Raw genomic sequence first — 16,261 nt, forward strand, 5'->3', positions numbered from 1 at the left:
CCTTGGATTGGCTGACAGAAAACAAGATCCCCGTAGGGGACTGGGCCAGTGATTTCTTCGACTGGCTGAGGGACAATTTCGAGGGTGTCGTCGACATCCTGGCCAGCGGCGCCGAAAGCATGATCGACGGTCTGCTGTGGCTGCTGCAGGAGCCGCCCGAACTGCTGGTGATCGCCGCCTTCGTGGCGCTGACCTGGGTGCTGCAACGCAACTGGAAGACCTGCCTCTTCGTGGCCGTGGGCTTCCTCTTCATCCTCAACCAGGACTACTGGGAAGAGACGACCGAAAGCCTGACGCTGGTCATGTCCTCCTGTATTGTCTGCATGGCCATCGGGGTGCCCATAGGCATCTGGGCGGCGCACCGCCAGAAGGTCTATACCTTCCTGCAGCCGGTGCTGGACCTGATGCAGACCCTGCCGACCTTCGTCTACCTGATCCCGGCGATCGTCTTCTTCGGCATCGGCATGGTGCCGGGCCTGATCGCCACGGTGATCTTCGTCGTGCCCGCGCCGATCCGCCTGACCTATCTCGGGGTCAGCTCCACCCCGACGCCGCTGCTGGAAGCGTCGGAGGCCTTCGGCGGCACCAAGTGGCAGACCCTGACCAAGGTGGAGCTGCCCTATGCCCTGCCGCAGATCATGGCGGGGCTGAACCAGACCATCATGCTGTCGCTGTCGATGGTCGTCGTCGCCGCCCTGGTGGGCGCGGATGGCCTGGGCGTGCCGGTGGTACGCGCGCTGAACTCGGTCAACACCTCGCTGGGCTTTGAATCGGGCTTCGTCATCGTGGTGGTGGCCATCATCCTGGATCGCATGCTTCGCATCGGAGGTCGCAAATGACTGAGGGCAAAGAGACCACCAAGAAGAAGCCCGCTGTCGAGTTCGACAATGTCTCCATCGTCTTCGGGGATCACCCGGACCGCGCCCTGCCGCTGATGGACAAGGACATGACCCGCTCCGACATCCAGAAGGAGACGGGGCAGGTCCTGGGCGTCCACGATTGCTCGATCAACGTGGAAGAGGGCGAGATCCTGGTGCTGATGGGCCTGTCCGGCTCGGGCAAGTCGACGCTGCTGCGCGCGGTGAACGGGCTGAACCCCGTGGTGCGCGGCGCCGTGCGGGTGCGGGCGAACGGATGGGAATGCAAACCCACCGACTGTTCCAAGGACGATCTGCTGCGGCTGCGGCGCGAAAGCGTCGCCATGGTCTTCCAGCAGTTCGGCCTGCTGCCCTGGCGCAACGTGCTGGACAACGTGGCCCTGGGGCTGGAACTGTCGGGGCTGTCGAAGAAGGAGCGCGAGGAAAAGGCGCGCGAGCAGCTGGATCTGGTCGGGCTGACCGACTGGGCCGAGAACAAGGTGGGCGAGCTGTCGGGCGGCATGCAGCAGCGCGTGGGCCTGGCCCGCGCCTTTGCCACCGAGGCGCCGATCCTGCTGATGGACGAACCCTTCTCGGCGCTCGACCCGCTGATCCGCTCGCGCCTTCAGGACGAGCTGCTTGAGCTGCAGGCGAAGCTGAAGCGGACCATCATCTTCGTCAGCCACGACCTCGACGAGGCCTTCAAGCTGGGCAACCGGATCGCCATCATGGAAGGTGGGCGGATCGTCCAGAGCGGCAGCCCGCAACAGATCATCGCCAACCCGGCGAATGACTACGTGGACGATTTCGTCACCCACATGAACCCGCTGAACGTGCTTCTGGCCTCCGACGTGATGACGCCGGCCGGGTCTGAAACCGTGGCGGGCCAGGTGGCGCCCGAGACGCCGGTGGCCGAGGTGATCGGCCTGTTGACCGACGTGTCGCGCCCGGTGGCGGTCTGCGATGCGCAGGGTAAGACGCTGGGCACGATTTCCCACCAGGACATCATCGCCGCGCTGCACGCCAAGGCCCCGGCGCAGGGCTGAACCGCGCCTCAGGCGAACCGCAACGGACCCCGGCAGGCCACCTGCCGGGGTTCTTTTTCTTGGTTAGGTCTTCGTTACCCCCGCCTCCTATAGTCCTGCGGGAGAGGGAGGACCTGCGTGAAGCACGAAAGGACAGGGCGCCCGGCAGGGCACCAGGGGCCGCCTGCGGAAGCGGGGCAGGGGGCCGCGCGGCCACGTCAGCCGGCGCGGCCGCGGGATTTCGGCTATTCCCCCCTGATGCCACGGCTCTGGCACGGGATGACCTGGGGCGACTGGCGGGCCCTGTCGCGTGGGCAATGGGCGCGCTGCCGCGGCGATCTGCGGCTTGGTCTCTATGCCTCGATCACGGCGCTCAGCCTGGGCAACTCGCTGATGCAGGGGCTGGGTCAGATGATCCACGGGCGCGCTCTGGCCCGGACCGAGATCCGCCCCGATCCGGTCTTCATCCTGGGCTACTGGCGGTCCGGCACAACCTGGCTGCACCAGTTGCTGAGCTGTGATCCGCGCTTCTGTTCCCCGACCTCGTTGCAGGTCTTCATGCCCAAGAGCTTCCTGATGCTGCGCCACGTGATGCGCCCGCTGGCGCCCCTGTGGCTGCCCGGGCGCCGCCCGATGGACAACGTGGCTCTGGAGGCCGACAGTTCGGAGGAGGACGAGGTGGCATTGCTGGTCGCAGGCGCGCCGTCGGTTATGCGGGGCATGGCCTTCGACGATCCGGAGGCCCCCGCGATGACCGATGACATCGCCGATCTGCCCGAGGCCCTGCGCGCCGACTGGCATCGCCGCTGGCGCGCCTTCCTGACGGCGGTGCAGTACCTGGCGCCGGATCGGCAGCTGCTGCTGAAATCTCCGGGTCACACGATGCGCCTGGCGGAGGTGCTGCGCGCCTTTCCGCAGGCGCGTTTCATTCATATTCTCCGCGATCCCTACGAGATTGCCCAGTCCAACATCCTGACCGCCGAGAGCATGACTGCCACCCAGACCCTGCGCCGCACCATGCCCGCCCGCGCCGACCTCGAAGACGGCGTATTCCGCGCCTTCAGGGCCTTTCATGAGGCCTTCGAGCGCGACCGTGCCCTGATCCCCGAGGGGCACTACACCTGCCTCCGCTACGAGGATCTGCGCCGCGATCCGAAAGCTGTCATCAAGGGCGTTTACGACGCAATCGGGCTGGGCGAGGCCGATGCACTGGAGCCGGCCCTTGACCGAATGCTCTCGGCACGTAAGGGCTATAGGGTAAATGAATTTTCCATGGACCCGGCGCTGGCACGGCGGGTCGAACGGGAATGGGCGGCCTATTTTCGGCGCTACGGCTACTCCCGGCGATCAGGGTGGATAACCGAAGACGAATGAGCACCTCGGACCGGATTGCAGAGTTTATCCTGCGCCATCTCATCAAGCTGACCCTGCTGGTCCTGGCCCTCGTGCTGGGGCTGGGGGTCGGGGTGTCGCGGCTTTCCTTTTCGGCCGACAACACGTCGTTCTTCGGCAAGGACAACCAGGAAAGCCGCGACCTGGCCGAACTGTCGCAGCACTATGCCAGCGCCAGTGGCTTTCTCATCATGATCGTCCCGCCGGAGGGCGAGATGTTCGCCCGCCCGACGCTGGAGGCGCTGCGCGACATGACGGCGGATGCCTGGATGGCGCCCTATGCGCTGCGGGTGGATTCGGCGGCGAACTTCCCCCACAGCCGGGCCGAGGGCGACGACATCCTGGTCGAGCCGCTGCTGGACGAATGGGCCGAAATCACGCCGGAGGTCGCCACGCGCTTCCGCGAGGTGGCCAGCACCAGCCCCGAGCTGCGCAACCGGCTGGTGGCCGAGGACCTGACCGCCTACGGCATCATGCTGAACGTGGTGCTGGGCGGGGACTTCGAGGCCCGGCGGGCCGAGCTTCTGGCCTACCTGGATGAGATGCGCGCCGAATGGGCCGAGCGCTATCCCGGTTTCGAGGTGCATGTGACCGGCGACGTCATCGGCGGGCTGACCCTGGCGAAGGCGGCGCGTGACGACATCATGACCCTGGTGCCCGTCGCCTTCGTGCTGGTTCTGGGTCTCTTCCTCTACTTCCTGCGCTCGCCCGTGGCGGTCATGGCCTCGGCGGTGGTGGTGCTGTCGGGCACCCTGGCCACCTTCGGCTTCGCCGGCTTCCTCGGGATCGAGCTGACGGCGGGGACGGCGATCAGCCCGATGGCGGTGATGGTGCTGACGGCCGCCTCCTGCATCCACATCATCCTCAGCTGGATCCGCGAACTGGACCACTTGGACGGCCCCGGCGCCGTGCGTCACGCGCTGGCGGGGAACCTGGCGCCGGTGCTGGTGACCACGGTGACCACCGCCATCGGCTTCCTCGGCCTGAACTTCGCCGAGGCGCCGCCGCTTCAGGACATGGGCAACATCGTGGGCTTCGGCCTGCTGATCGGCATGCTGGCCACCTTCACCGTCCTGCCCCTGGGCCTGCGGATGAGCCGGGCCGCGGGCGGCGACAGCCTGCCGCTGACCGTCGGCATGATGCGGCGTCTGGCGGAGCTGGCAATCCGCTATCGCCGCGGCTGGCTGGCGGGCTTCGCGGCGCTGGTGGTCCTGTCGGTCTTCGGTATCTTCCGCATCGGCTATGACGACAGCCTGGTGCGCTATTTCGATCAGCGCTACGAGTTCCGCCGCGAATCCGACGAGATCCGGGCGCATCTGACCGGGCTGTCGAACCTGCAGTTCTCCTTCACCGCGCCGGAAGGTGGCTCGGTCTTCGAGCCCGCCTTCCTGCGCGACATCGACCGATTTACCGCCTGGATCGAGGCCCAGGACAACGTCGTCGGCGTCACCAGCATGACCCAGATCGTCAAGCGCATGAACATGAGCATGAACGGCGACGATCCCGCCTTCGCGCAGATCGCCGACAGCCGCGAGGCCAATGCCCAGCTGATGATGTTCTACGAGCTGTCCCTGCCCGTGGGGCTGGACCTGAACACGATGATCGACGTCGACCGGCTGCACACGCGGGTGGTGGTGCTGCTGCGTTCGGACCATTCGCACCAGATCCGTGACCTCGGCGACCGCGCCCAGGCCTGGATGGCCGCAAACACGCCCGCCACGACGGCCCGGCCGGCCGGGATCTCCTACGGCTTTTCGACCGTGTCGGAACGCAACAACTCGCAAATGCTGGCGGGGCTGCTGGTGGTCCTGGTGCTGGTGTCGATGATCATGATGGCGACGCTGCGCAGCCTGAAGATGGGGCTGATCAGCCTGGCGCCCAACCTGATGCCGGCAATCATCGCCTTCGGGATCTGGGGCATGACGTTCCGCGACGTGAACCTCGGCTCCACCGTGGTCACGACCATGACATTCGGCATCGTCGTGGATGACACGGTGCATTTCCTGATGCACTATCTTGACGGGCGGCGCCGGGGTCTGGCGCCGCGTCCGGCGTTGCACGACACCTTCCGCGTCGTCGGCTCCGCCATCATCGTCACCTCGATCTGCCTGGCGGTCGGTTTCCTGACCATGGCCACGTCGGGCTTTGCCATCAACCAGCACCTGGGGGCGCTGACGGCCATCGTGATCGTGTTCGCGCTGCTGGCCGACCTGCTGTTCCTGCCCGCGCTGCTGCTGACCCTCGACAGGACCAAGGACTGATGCCCAGACATTTCCTCTCCCACATTCTCGCGGCGCTGGTGCTGCTGACCCTGCTTCCGGGACCGGCGCTGGCGGAAACCGCGCAGGAGAAGGGGCGCCGCCTGGCCGCCCAGGTGGGGGTGGAGCCGGGGTTTCGCGACCAGTCGGTCTCGGGCGAGATGATCCTGACCACCGCCAGCGGCCAGACCAGCACCCGCCGCTTCGAGGCCCGCTCGGTGGAGACCGGCCCTGAGGAAGCGCGTTCGGTGCTGATCTTCGACTGGCCGGGCGACATTCGCGGCACCGCCCTGCTGACCCATTCCCACGGCGGCGGGCGTGACGACGACCAGTGGCTCTACCTGCCGGCGGTGTCAAAGGTGCGCCGCATCTCGTCGTCGGGGCGGTCCGGTGCCTTCGTCGGCAGCGAGTTCGCCTATGAGGACATGGTCGATCAGGACGTGGAGAAATATACCTATGCCTTCGTCTCGACCGGGGCCTGCCCCGGGGGCGGGCGCTGTGACATCGTCGACCGCTTTCCGACCGGCCGCTCCGCCTACAGCGCACAGCGACTGTGGATCGACGCCGGGCGCCACCTGATCCGTCAGGTCCAGTACTTCGACCGCCGCAAGGCCCACGTGAAGACCATGGTCGTCTCGGGCTATCGCCAGTACCAGGGCCGCTACTGGCGCGCCTCGCAGATGGTGATGACCAACCATCTGACGGGCAAGGGCACGACGCTGACCTGGAGGGACTTCCGGTTCAACCAGGGCCTGAACCCTGCCGATCTGACCGTCAACGCCCTGCGCCGGGGGCTCTAGGTCCCCTCCGGACGGCTCCTGCGGCGGGACGGGCGACCTTCGCTTCGCACCGTTGCGCCCATGAACCGCTCTGAAAGGCGGCCCTTGCGCAGGCTGGGCCCTGCTTTGTGTGGCTTTGCTGCATCTGAGCCCCTGTCACGACGCCCCCGCGCGTCGCTGTACCGGCCGGGCCGGCCGTCCCTGTGCCTATGATCGGTGAACATAGTGATTCTTTTCATTTCCCGATTTTACGGAGTGTCAGATGACGGTCTCTCTCCCTCTCCGCATGGCAGCCCCCGGCGCTGCGGCGCTTTTGACCTTTGCCGCCGGTTCGGCCCTGGCACAGGAGGCCTCCTTCAACGGTAGCCTCAGCGCCGGGCTGCGCTACTACACTGAAGACGGGCTGTATGCCGGCCAGTCCTCCTCCGGGGTGGAGGCCTTCGGTGAGATGACCCTGGGCGGAGAGATCGCCCTGGGCGCCGGTCGCCTGACCTTCGACCTGGACGGGATCCTAGACAGCACCGGCACGCTGGACCGGGGCAATATCGCCGAGCTGCATTATTCGCAAAGCTTCGGGGACTGGAGCCTGCTGGCCGGTTTCCACACCGAGAACTGGGGCGTGGCCGAAAGCCGGTCGGTGATGAACGTGATGAACCCGGTCGATGGCACCGACCCGCTGGTCCAGGACACGCTGCTCGGCACGCCGATGGTGAACCTGAACTACCACAGCGGTATCGGCACCTTCAGCGCCTACGCGCTTCTGGGCTTCATCGAGCCGACCTTCCCCAAGGGCGATGAGGGCCGTTTCCGCTCGCTGCTGCAATGGGACCCGGACCGGGCCTACTACGAGGAGGACCGGGACGCGCGGAACGTCGACCTGGCGCTGCGGTACGCGGGCTACTTCGCGCTCGGCAATGGCTCTCTCGACGTGCAGGCGACCTATTTCAACGGCACCAGCCGTGAGGCGCTGGCCATGCCCGGCTGCATCAATGCCCTGGGTCCGGTCAACGAGGCCATGTGCGATGCGATCAACGATGCCATCGCCGATGGGATCGCCCAGGGCGACATGCCGGTCGACGCGGATGACTTCTGGGACACGATGGACGACATCATGACCGATGACCTGGCCAGCGCCCTGTCCGGGCTGCCGCCGGTCGCGGGGCTGATCCCTTACTACCGCAAGGTCGAACAGGTCGGGCTGTCGGCCGTCTATGCCCTCAACGACCTGCAACTGCGGGCCGAGGCCTCCTGGCACGACGTCGGGACGGAAGAGTATCTTTCGGCCGTGGTCGGCGGCGACTACACCTTCAACGGCCTGGGCGGCGGAGACGGTGACCTGACCGTGGTGATGGAATACCTCTATGATGATCGCGGCGCGCTTCAGCCGGTGACGGTCTTCGAAGATGATCTATTCCTCGGCATGAACTACCGCCTGAACAACGCCAGGGACACCGAGGTGAAGCTGGGCGTCTTCCACGACATCAGCAGCGAGGCGCGTCTCTACACGCTGCGCCTGTCCTCGCGCCTGACCGATTCCAGCAGTTTCGAGGTCAATGCCAGCCATGCGACGACCACGGGCTGGAACGATCCGCTGGCCTTCATCAAGGACGACAGCTTCGTCGAGGTGAAGCTGACCACCTACTTCTGATCCTCCTCGGCTGGCTTGGTCTCGGCCCCCGGGCGCGGGGGGCGGTCCTGCGCCGGTCCGCTCCGGCGACTAGATCGACTTTTCCGGGTTTATACCTGCTGCCTTCAGCGCAATTGAGGTTCCGTTAAACGTCTCTTCCTAGGCTCTGCTCGTTTCAGCGAGGGAGAGACAGATGCCTTTCAGCCGGATCTTGCGCGCCTGCCTGATGGCGGCGCTGCCCGTGCTCATGCCCGCGGGCGTGGTACGGGCCGAAGAGGGCGTGACCGCCGACAGTGTCACCTTCGCCCAGGTCGCCGTGCTGGAAGGGCCGGCGGCCGCGCTCGGTCAGGGGATGAAGGCGGGGATCGAGGCCGCCTTTGGCGAGGCCAATGCCGCGGGAGGCGTGCATGGGCGGCGGATCCTGCTGGAAAGCGAGGATGACGGCTATGAGCCCGACCGTTCGGTCCAGGCGGTGAAGGCCGTGCTGGAGCGCAACGATGCGATCGCCCTGATCGGGGCCGTTGGCACGGCGACCTCCACCGCGGCCCAGCCGGTCGCGGGCCAGGCGCAGGTGCCCTTCATCGGGCCGCTGACCGGCGCCGGGGCCCTGCGGGAGCCCGGGCGCGACAATGTGTTCAACCTGCGGGCCAGCTACGCCGCCGAGACGGAGGCTTGGGTGGCTTACCTGGTGGATGACCTTGGCCTGTCGGAGATCGGCGTGCTCTATCAGGATGACGGCTTTGGCCGCAGCGGCCTGGACGGTGTGACCCGCGCCCTGGCTGAGCGCGGCAAGGCGCCCGTGGCCCAGGGCAGCTACATCCGCAATACCACGGCGGTGAAGACCGCGCTGCTGACCCTCCGCAAGGCCCGGCCCCAGGCGGTGGTGATGGTGGGCGCATCGAAACCCGTGGCCGAGTTCGTACGCCTGTGTCGGATGCTGGAGTTCACCCCGACCTTCGTCGCGATTTCCTTCGGCGGAGACGGGCTGGTGGCCGATCTCGGCCCGGAGGGAGAGGGGCTTATCGTCAGCCAGGTCGTGCCCTATCCCGGCGATCCTTCGCTGCCGCTCGTCGCCCGCTACCAGGCGGCGCTGGCCGCCCATGCGCCCGGGGCTGAGCCCGGATTTGTCTCCCTCGAAGGTTACATGGTCGGGCGCCTGGCCCTGGCTGCGCTTCAGGCGGCGGGCCGCGACCTCAGCCGGTCCGCGCTGCAATCCGCGCTGGAGGGACAGCGGGTCGTTGATCTGGACGGGCTGACCCTGACCTTTGGGCCGGATGACAACCAGGGCATGGACCAGGTGTTCCTGACCCGCGCCGGTCCGGACGGGCAGCTGCTCCCGCTGGCAACCGGCGCGGCGGCGGAGTCCGCAGAGAGCGAGACCGGGGACGACAATGGCTGATCGGCGTCAGGCAACCCCGTCGATTGGCGGCGCCCGCCACCGGAGCGCGGTTTGCGTCATGGTGGTGCAGGGATGGTGATGTCGTTTGTCAGGCGCGTGACGGGGTCAATCGGCACCAAGGTCACGCTGATCCTCCTTGCCATGGCGGCCACCACGGCCGTGGGCGGCGCCACCGCCCTGATGGTGTTCGACCGGATCGCGCGGGACATGGATCGGCTGACCGGGGAGATGCTGGTGCAGGTCGAGCAAAGCGCGGAGCTGATCGGCGCGGCCGACCTGGCCCGGGACACGGTCACCCGGACCCTTCTGGCGGCCACGCCCGAGGCGTTGGAGGAGGCGCGTGCCGACACGGCATCGGTCCTGTCGCAGTTGGAAAGACGCATCTCCGTCCTGCCGCCTGACGCGGCGCGCGACCTTGGCACGGCCTTCAACGAGGTTTCGGCCGGGCTGCGACGCCTTGCCGACAGCCGCGCGGCAGCCTTTGCCAGCGAGGCCCGCATAGACGGGCTGATCCTGGATCTGCAGACCCAGATGGGCGCGATGCAGCGCGGGTTGGTCGAACTGGCCGACGATGCCTATTTCGATGTGGTTCTCCGGGGCGAGGAAACCATGGCCTCGGTTGCCGGAACGCTGCAGAAGCTTTCGGAAGAAGAGTTCGCTGCCGTCAGTGCCGTCCTGGAAACACGGGCGGACGTCAACCTGCTGACCGGCCTGGCGCTGGCCGCTGGTGCCAGCGCGAGGCCGGGCGACGCGGCGATCCTGCGCGACCTGGCGCAGGCAGCGACCGGGCGCCTCGATCAGAGGCTGGAAGAATTGGCGGGCAACCCTGCCGTCTCCATGCCCGCGGCGCCGGTCCGCGAGGCGATGGACGTCTTTTCCGCCGCCATCGACAGCGGCAGGATCGTTGCCGACAGTCTGCGCGGCGAGGTGCTGGCGGCGCGCCAGTCCAGCGATGTCGTGCTGGCGACAGCCATCGACGACCTGCTGTTCGACCTGACCTTGGGCGCCGAGGCCGCCAGTGCCGAGAACAGCGCCACGATCCAGGGCTTGCTGGATGAGGAATTCGGCTTCCTGATGGACCTGGTGGTGCTGAACGGTGCCCTGGGGGACTTCGCCGCCGCCGCTCTGCAGATTGTCAGCGGCGCCGATGCGGACGCGGTTGGCGTGGCGGCCGATGCCCTGCGTAGCGCGGCGGGGCACTTGTCGGATCGGCGCGATCTTCAGGACGGGCGCATCGCCGGAGAGATTGACCGTCTGGTCGCGCTGGCCGCGCCCGACACCGGACTGGTGGCGGCGCGCATCGCCACCCTCTCGGCGACCGCGGACGCCGAGACCGCCTCCATCGGGGCGGTGGATCGCGTGATCGCCATTGCCGAGCGGGCCGCCGAACTTGGCGCCGACAGTCGCGACCAGATCGATAGGATGGCCGAGACGATCACCGAAGACGTGGCCGGCGCGGGCCGTCGCATGCGGGAAATGGCCGTGGCCTCCGCCGGGGTGTTGATGCTGGCGCTGCTGCTGACCTGGGCGCTGATCCTGCGTCCCCTGGGCGCGATCAGCCGCACGACGGAACGTCTGGCCGGGGGTGACCTTGGCCCGGTGACCGGCTTCGACCGGCAGCATGGCGAAGTGGGGCGCATCGCGCGGGCGCTGAAGATCTTCCGCGACGGACTGGTGGAACGGGCCGAGGTCTCCCGCGCGGCGGAGGCCGAACGCGAGGCCCGCCGACAGGAGCAGGAGGCCATGGTGGCCCTGCTGGCCCGCGCTCTGGAACGTCTGTCTGCAGGGGATCTGACCGTGCGCATCGGGCCGGAGATGCAGGGCGGTTACGCCAAGCTGCGGGATGATTTCAATGCCGCCGTGGAAACCCTGGAGGCCTCGGTGCGCACGCTGGCGAGCAGCGGCCAGTCCATCGCCGGGGCCAGCTCCGAGATCACCAATGTCTCGCGCGAGCTGGCGGCGCGGTCGGAACAGACCGCGGGCACCCTGGCCTCGACCGCCCTGTCGATCGACAAGCTCTCGGCCTCGATCTCCGAAACCGCCCAGGCCTCGGGCGAGGCACGCGACGCGGCCACACGGGCGCGCCTTCGGGCCGACGAAAGCGTCAGCGTCGTGCATCAGACCATCGGCGCGATGGAACAGATCCGCAGCTCCTCGAAAAAGATCGAGCAGATCATCGACATGATCGAGACGATCACCTTCCAGACGAACCTGCTGGCGCTGAATGCCGGGGTCGAGGCGGCGCGGGCGGGCGAGACGGGACGCGGCTTTGCCGTGGTCGCCAGCGAAGTGCGCGCCCTGGCGCAGCGGTCCAAGGAAGCGGCGGAGGAGATCACCGGCCTGGTGCAGGAAAGCCGTCGTCAGGTCGACGTGGGCTTTGATCTGGTCAGCCGGACCCGGGGTACGATCGAGGACATTTCCGAGACGGTCGGCACGGCCACCGGGCTGATGGCCTCGATCTCCGACGCGGTGGTGGAGCAATCCGCGAACCTGAGCGACATCAACGCCTCGATGTCCAGCCTTGACGAGGCGACGATGAAGAACACCGCGATGCTGGAGGAGGTTTCCTCGGCCAATGTCGCGCTCAACGAAGAGGCGCAGGGCATGGCCGGGGCCATTGGTCAGTTCAAGGTGACGCTGGACGGGGCGGCGGCCCATTTCGATACCGGGTTCGGAACCAGCGGCGAACGAGCAGCGCAGGTCGCCTGATCGTTCGGGCGCGAGCGGTGCGACCGTTGAACAGGGGTGGTGGGGCCGGGCGCGATCAGTCCGGCCTGGGCCCGCCGGAGGCCCCCGGCGGGGCGACCCCGCCCAACCGTTCGGTCAGTTGCCGGGCGGCCTCGCGCACTTGCTGTCCGGCCTGGTCCAGCCGGTCCCGGGTCAGTCGGGCCGCAAGGCCGGAGATCGAGATCGCGCAGGCCGGTTCGGCACTTGGTGCCCAGACTACGGCGGCGACGCAGCGCAGGCCGGGCACATGTTCCTCGTCATCCAGTGCATAGCCACGTTGCCGGATCCGCGCCATGTCGGTCAGCACCGCCTCGGTCGTGGTCAGGCTGCGAGGTGTCATCGGCGGAAGACCGACCCGCGCCACCAGCGCCGTGATCTCCGCATCCGGCCAGGTGGCCAGCAGGGCCTTGCCCATCCCCGAACAGAAAATCGGCGCCTGGCCCCCGGGCGGGGCGATGGCGCGCACGATCTCGCGGCTTTCGACTTGGCTGATCGTCACCAGCCGATCCTGGTCGAGGATACCGAGGTTGGCCGTTTCATGGGTCTGGTCGCGGAGCCGCCGCAGAAAGGGCAGGGCGGGGCCGGTGAAGCTGTGGCGCCGGCCATAGGCGGCCCCCACGGCAAAGGCGGCGCGCCCGACGCTCCAGCTGGCGGTGTCGGGGTCGCATTGGGCAAACCCCTGCGCTTCCAGCGTTGTCAGTAGGCGATGCGTGGTCGACACCGCCAGGCCCGCGCGTCGCGCCAGTGCGCTGACGCCCAGCCCCTCTTCCTGTTGCTGGCCAAGCAGCTGTAGCAACTCCAGCGCGCGCCGTACCGACTTCACCCCGTCCGATCCTGTCGCGCCCGTCATTTCGTTGCCCCGCTCCGTTTCTGCCGCGCCTTGCCGCCCTGCTGCCGCGATGCCGCCGCATTCGCGGTTTCTGGTAGCAAGAGGAGTAGGCAGTGCCAATCACTTCGCCTAGAACGGAAGTGGTGTCAGTCAGGGAACCCGCATGTACCGTCGTTTCGCCCGTTTCAAGATCTGCGTTCTTGGTCCGCTTCTTCTGGTTCTGTTCCTTGCGGCCCCGGTCGCGGCCCCTGCACAGGACGGACCGGCCCCGGAGGAGGCGACCTCCGACCGCCCGCTGGTACGGGTGCCCTGGTCGCCCTACGCGGGCATCTACGAGATGCAGCCCGATGGCACCCTGACCGGCTATTTCGCCGAACTGGCCCGGCTGGTGGCCGGCGAGGCGGGGTTCGATGTCGAATTCGTGGGCTACGAGTCCACCCCTGATGTGATCGCGGCGCAGATGGTCGGGGATACCGACATGCTGGCCGGCGGATCGGGGGAACAGGCGCTGCGCCGCACCAACATCCTGTCGAGTCCCGTCCTGAAAAGCAGCGTCTACTTGATCGCCCGGAGCGATGCGCCGGCGGACTGGTCGCCTGACACGCTGGAAGGCGCGCGGATCGGGGTGATCCGCAACACCACCGGCAGCGAGCCCGGCGCACTGGCGGAGCGCAACACGATCCTGCCCTACGGCGGGGTCGAGGACGCCCTGGGCGCCCTGCTTCTGGGCCAGATCGACGCCGTGATCAGCGTGCGCAAGGTGATCTTCGACACGCTGCGCCAGTGGCGCCTGGATCACCGGGTCCGCACGGTCGGTCCGCCGCTGATGGAGCCGGAGCATTACGTCCTGCTGCACCAGAGCCGGGCCGAACTGATGCCGCGCATCAATGCCGCGCTGGCCCGCCTGCAGGACAGTGGCGCCCTGACGGAACTGGGTGAACGCTGGGGCCTGGGCCTGGCCGCCCCGGTGCCCGATGTGCTGACCGTGGGGGTCAGCCACTTCCCACCCTACCAGGTGGTGACCGAGGACGGGACGCTGACCGGCTTTGGCGTCGAAAGCCTGCGCGACCTGGCGGAACGGGCCGGGGTGCAGCTGCAGTTCAAGGAAATCTCGACGGAGGACTGGGCCGCGGGGCCGTCGCCGGATCGATACGATATCCTGCCGCCGATCAGCGTGAATGCGGATCGCCAGCGGCGGATGGATTTCACCACCCCGATCCAGCAGTCGCCCTATTCGATCTTCGTGCGGGCGGGCAGCGGCGAGGGGATCGCCGATCTCGATGACCTTGTGGGCCTGCGCGTCGGCGTGGGGGAGCAGAACGTGGCGCGCGCCCGGGCCGAGGCCCATGGAGGGCTGGACCTGGAGGTCTATGACAATGCCGCCGGTTTGCTGGACGGGCTTCTGGCGGGGGAGGTCGATGCGATCCTCTATCCCACCATGACCGTCCGGCGTCTTGCCGCGACCGGCGGGTTCGACAGCCGGATTGAGGAGGTGCGCCCGCCCTTCGAGGTCACACAACGGGCCATTGCGCTGCGTCCCGGGCTGGCGACCGTGCGCGAGCGGCTGAACGGGGTGATCCCGGGCTACCTCAGCTCGGAGCAATATATCGCCCTGCGCGAGGACTGGCTGGGTACGCCTGAGTTCTGGACGCCGGAGCGCCTGCGCATGGCACAGATCGGGGTGGTGCTGATCTCGCTGTTGGTGGTCGCCGCCTTTCTCGTGCAGAACGTGCTGGCGCGGCGCAACGCCGAACGTCTGGCGGCCGAGACGCGCCGGGTCAGCAATCGCCTGACCGCGATCCTGGATGCGGCGCAAAGCGGCGTGATCGGCCTGACCGCGGGCGGCCAGATCGCCGCGGTAAACCCCAGCGGACGCCTGATGCTGGGTGAGCTGGATCGCCCGATCCCCTTCCCCTGGCCGGAAACCCTGGCCTTCGTCGATCCGGAGAAGATGGTGCCTGTGGGCGCCCACACCCCGGTGGCGCGCGCCATGGATGGCGAGGTGCTGCGCGGGGAAACGGCCCTTCTGCGCCGGGCCAACAGCGACGAGCCGCGCTACGTGCGCGTGTCCACCGCGCCGGTGAAGGCGCGCGATGCCGGCGACGTGGCCACCGTGGTGATCCTGGACGACATCACCGAACAGGAACGCAACCGTCAGCAGATGGAACGCTCGGGGCGGCTCGATGCACTTGGCCAGCTGACCGGCGGCGTGGCGCATGATTTCAACAATATCCTGGCGACCATCGAATACGCGGTGCAACTGGTGAAATCCGAGGCCTCGCCGCGGATGATGCCCTTCCTCGATACGGCCCATGCCTCGGTCCGGCGAGGGGCGGAACTGACCAAGCGGCTGCTGGCCTTCGCCAAGCGCCAGCCGGGTATGGAAAGCTCTGTGAAGACGTCCCGCGTGCTGGCCGATTTCCGCGACCTGGCCGCACCCACGATCGAGAAGAGCATCGACCTGGTCATCAACGACGAAGACGAGGATCTGCGCGTCTTCTGCGATGTGGGGCAACTGGAAAATGCCCTGCTGAACCTGGTGCTGAACAGCCGCGACGCGATCATCGCCGCCGGCATGGGGGACCGGATCAGCGTCAGCGTGCGCAGCCTGTCGGAGGTCGACAGCCGCTCCAGCCTTTACCGCTCCGGCGGCGGGGAAGACGACGGCCAGAACCTGCGCTACGTCGAGTTCTCGGTCACCGACAACGGCCCCGGCATGACCGAGGAGGTGCGCCGCCGCGCCATTGATCCCTTCTTCACCACCAAGGGGCAGAACTCCGGCACCGGGCTGGGCCTGTCGATGGTCTATGGCTTCGTCGAACAGTCCAACGGCGAGCTGCGGATCTATTCGGAGGAGGGGTTGGGGACCACCGTCAGCCTGGTCCTGCCACGCGGCACCGAGGACAACCGGCGCGAGGCCCCGCATAAGCGCGCCAAGGCGCCGAAGGGGCAGGGGCAGCGAATCCTGGTGGTCGAGGACGAGGAAAGCCTGCTGAGCATCGTGACCGAGGTCGTCCGCTCCTTGAATTACGAGGTCCTGCCGGCCAGTTCGGGGCGCGAAGCCCTGGACCTGGTGGAGGCCGGCGAGCCCTTCGACCTGTTGCTGACCGACGTGGTCATGCCGGGGGGGATCGGCGGGTTCAAACTGGCGGCCGAGGTGCGCAAGCGCTTGCCAGACATGCCGGTGGTCTACATGACCGGCTATTCCGGGCTGCTGGAGGCCGAGATGGGCGCGGTGGTCGCGCCCACGCTGCAGAAACCCTGCCCGCCGGTGGACCTGGCGAAGACCCTGAAACAGGAGCTGGAGGGCTAGGCGCCCGGCGCCGCCTTCCGGCTCTGTCCCAGAGGTGAAGACAGACCTGAAAACA

General features: G+C 67.6%; 10 protein-coding genes. 9 read left to right on the top strand and 1 reads right to left on the bottom strand.

The genetic code is table 11. The features are described from left to right. The first annotated feature begins 2 nt into the window (after positions 1-2). The 8 genes from choW to LC066_RS21530 all read left to right on the top strand — a co-directional run bounded on the left by choW (position 3) and on the right by LC066_RS21530 (position 12,046). Entirely contained in the window at positions 3-839 is an 837-nt protein-coding gene (gene choW / locus LC066_RS13340) for a choline ABC transporter permease subunit (RefSeq protein WP_222477944.1), read from the top strand. Beyond that, positions 836-1,903, top strand: a complete 1,068-nt coding sequence (gene choV, locus LC066_RS13345) for a choline ABC transporter ATP-binding protein (protein ID WP_222477946.1) — start codon at positions 836-838, stop codon at positions 1,901-1,903. The genes choW and choV overlap by 4 nt, the downstream gene beginning before the upstream one ends. 237 nt (positions 1,904-2,140) lie before the next feature. Then, positions 2,141-3,256 carry a sulfotransferase family protein gene (locus LC066_RS13350; protein WP_224899830.1) on the top strand — a complete coding sequence of 372 codons (1,116 nt, stop codon included), beginning with the start codon at positions 2,141-2,143 and terminating at the stop codon, positions 3,254-3,256. Next, positions 3,253-5,535, top strand: coding sequence for an efflux RND transporter permease subunit (locus LC066_RS13355; protein WP_224899833.1), 2,283 nt, complete (start codon positions 3,253-3,255; stop codon positions 5,533-5,535). The genes LC066_RS13350 and LC066_RS13355 overlap by 4 nt, the downstream gene beginning before the upstream one ends. Continuing rightward, on the top strand, positions 5,535-6,332 hold the full coding sequence (locus tag LC066_RS13360; RefSeq protein WP_224899836.1) for an outer membrane lipoprotein-sorting protein: 798 nt from the start codon (positions 5,535-5,537) through the stop codon (positions 6,330-6,332). Before LC066_RS13355 ends, LC066_RS13360 begins: the two co-directional genes overlap by 1 nt. Positions 6,333-6,573: 241 nt before the next feature. Further along, the gene (locus LC066_RS13365) at positions 6,574-7,959 is read left to right on the top strand and encodes a hypothetical protein (protein ID WP_224899839.1); all 1,386 of its coding nucleotides are present in this window, start codon (positions 6,574-6,576) and stop codon (positions 7,957-7,959) included. Between the two features lie 172 nt (positions 7,960-8,131). Further along, entirely contained in the window at positions 8,132-9,337 is a 1,206-nt protein-coding gene (locus LC066_RS13370; protein WP_224899841.1) for an ABC transporter substrate-binding protein, read from the top strand. A gap of 96 nt (positions 9,338-9,433) precedes the next feature. Beyond that, positions 9,434-12,046, top strand: coding sequence for a methyl-accepting chemotaxis protein (locus LC066_RS21530; RefSeq protein WP_224899845.1), 2,613 nt, complete (start codon positions 9,434-9,436; stop codon positions 12,044-12,046). Between the two features lie 55 nt (positions 12,047-12,101). Here the strand turns inward: LC066_RS21530 and LC066_RS13380 are convergent, their stop codons facing one another. Continuing rightward, positions 12,102-12,914 (bottom strand): IclR family transcriptional regulator, encoded by an 813-nt coding sequence (locus LC066_RS13380; protein ID WP_224899847.1) that lies wholly within the window; start codon positions 12,912-12,914, stop codon positions 12,102-12,104. A 142-nt stretch (positions 12,915-13,056) separates the two neighbouring features. Here LC066_RS13380 and LC066_RS13385 point away from each other — a divergent pair, with 142 nt between their 5' ends. Continuing rightward, on the top strand, positions 13,057-16,206 hold the full coding sequence (locus tag LC066_RS13385; protein ID WP_224899850.1) for a transporter substrate-binding domain-containing protein: 3,150 nt from the start codon (positions 13,057-13,059) through the stop codon (positions 16,204-16,206). Positions 16,207-16,261 lie beyond the last annotated feature (55 nt).

This window comes from Pseudooceanicola marinus (genome assembly GCF_020177265.1).
Lineage (GTDB): Bacteria > Pseudomonadota > Alphaproteobacteria > Rhodobacterales > Rhodobacteraceae > Pseudooceanicola > Pseudooceanicola marinus_A.